This window comes from Burkholderia sp. LK4 (assembly GCF_001043615.1).
GTDB lineage: Bacteria > Pseudomonadota > Gammaproteobacteria > Burkholderiales > Burkholderiaceae > Burkholderia > Burkholderia cepacia.
This window is the reverse complement of record NZ_LDUL01000147.1, coordinates 1-2271: the sequence shown is the minus strand read 5'-3', so window position 1 is coordinate 2271 and position 2271 is coordinate 1. Positions and strand designations below refer to the sequence as shown.

1 protein-coding gene is annotated in these 2271 nt (G+C 51.2%); it reads left to right on the top strand.

Annotated features, from left to right (window positions below; translation table 11 throughout):
• Nucleotides 1-2271 (top strand): non-ribosomal peptide synthetase (locus tag VK92_RS42325; protein WP_048468248.1); only part of this gene is annotated, 2271 nt, incomplete at both ends.

Below are 2271 nucleotides of genomic sequence, written 5' to 3'. Positions count from 1 at the left end.
CTTACCCTCATCAAGCACCACATCATTGAGGACTTCGGTACTGCAGAAGCAATTGTCGGCGAATTGGACGCCATCGTTAACCAACACACGAGCCTACCAGCTCCTGGAGAGTATCGAAATTTTGTCGCACAGGTACATTTAAAGCGCAGCGATACTCAAGAGCGCGAATATTTCTCCAGCATGCTCGCCGATTTCGATGAACCGAGCATCCCGTTCGGAATTGAGCATAAAATCGATGACACCAACGAAAAAACATATGAAAGACTTGAGATCAATCCGACAGAAACCTTGAGAATTAGGCGTCTCGCCAGGATGCTAAGCGTAAGCACAGCTACACTTTTCCACGTTGCATGGGGCTTAGTCGTTGCCAAAGCAACAAATCGAGACGACATTGTCTTTGGCACCGTACTCTCAAGTCGATTCAACGAAACAAGTGCAACCGACCGAGCACTTGGACTGTTCGTCAACACTCTACCGATCAGATTAAAGCTGAAAGATCGAACCATTAGTGACGTCGTACGCGCCACGCACTCGACTCTCGCCGAGCTTCTTGAATACGCCCAAACTCCCCTTTCGTTGTCGCAACGAGAGAGCGCCGTTCCGAATTCATCCCCATTATTCAGCTCAATATTCAATTATCGACGAGCCTCGCCCAGTCAACCTATGGCGTGGAACGGAATATCTGTATTGGACGCAGAGGAACATACTGATTTCCCACTCACTGTGTCCATCGACGAAAGCAATGATCGAATCACCATTCACGCGCACGCGGACCCACGCATTGGTTCGCGCCGCACGATCGACTTCCTGCATTCCTCCGTGAATGAAATGCTGGACTCCGCCGAAGCAGGAAATTCTTTGCCTTTGTTAGATCTCTCGATTACACCAGAGAGCGAGCAATCGAAGATTCTCAATAATTTTTCCGCCCCTTCCAATCAATTTGACTCGAACGCACTTATTCACGTCCTGTTCGAGAAAGTAGCACACGACTACCCGACCGAAATAGCTATTTGCGATGGATCCGTTACCATTACCTATTCTGAGCTAAATAATTGGGCGAATGCATTAGCTGGTGTACTCCAAGAACATGGAGCACGAGACGCCCAATACATTCCTATCGTTGCCTCGCGCTCATCAGAAATGATTGTCGCTCAACTGGCTGTCTTGAAGGTCGGCGCGGCTTATGTGCCCATCGATCCTTCTCAGCCCAAAGAACGATCCTCTTTCATCATAAAAGACTGTAGCGCGAAGATTATTATCATCGAATCAGGAAAATCAACTCCAGAGATTGACGATCAATTAGTGGTTTCGATTCCGGAAATTCAGCCTTTTGTTTCCACTGACTTCGTGACGAGCACCGATGAAAACGAGTACGATGTTGGCGAAAGACCTGCGTATGTGATGTACACCTCCGGGTCCACTGGTGAACCTAAAGGCGTGATCGTTCCTCATCGCTCAATCGTACGCCTAACGGCAAGCGGTGATTATTTTTCACTATCGACAGGCGACCGTGTCGCACATGCCAGCAATCCGGCATTTGACGCATCGACCTTCGAAATTTGGGCCCCACTCCTTAATTGCGCCACTATTCATATAGTTTCGCAATCCACACTACTCGATGCAAACAAGTTCGCCAAATACATTACGAAAAATAGCATCTCGACTCTATGGCTAACCGTCGGATTATTTAATAGGTATGTGGATCAACTTGCGCCAATATTTGGAACTCTCAAATACCTGATCATTGGTGGCGATGCCTTGGATCCGAGACAGGTTCGCAGAGCCTTGTCGTTCCCGCCAAAATTTTTCCTGAATGGCTACGGCCCGACAGAAGGAACCACTTTTTCGTCGACATTCCACATTCGAGACGTTAGCGATAGTGCTCGAAGTATCCCCATTGGCCGGCCGATCGCCAACACGCGTCTCTACATCCTCGACGCACATCAGCAGCCCGTACCCATCGGCGTGCCCGGCGAACTCTACATCGGCGGCGCAGGTGTCGCTCGCGGTTACCTCAACCGACCCGAACTCACCGCCGAGCGCTTCCTCTCCGATCCCTTCTCCGATCAACCCAACGCTCGCCTCTACCGCACCGGCGACCTCGTGCGATGGCTGCCCGACGGCAACATCGAGTACCTCGGCCGCAACGACTTCCAGGTCAAGATCCGTGGCTTCCGCATCGAGCTCGGCGAGATCGAGACTCAGCTCGCACTCCACCCCGGCGTGCGCGACGTCGCCGTCATCGCGCGCGAGGACTCCCCGGGCGATCGT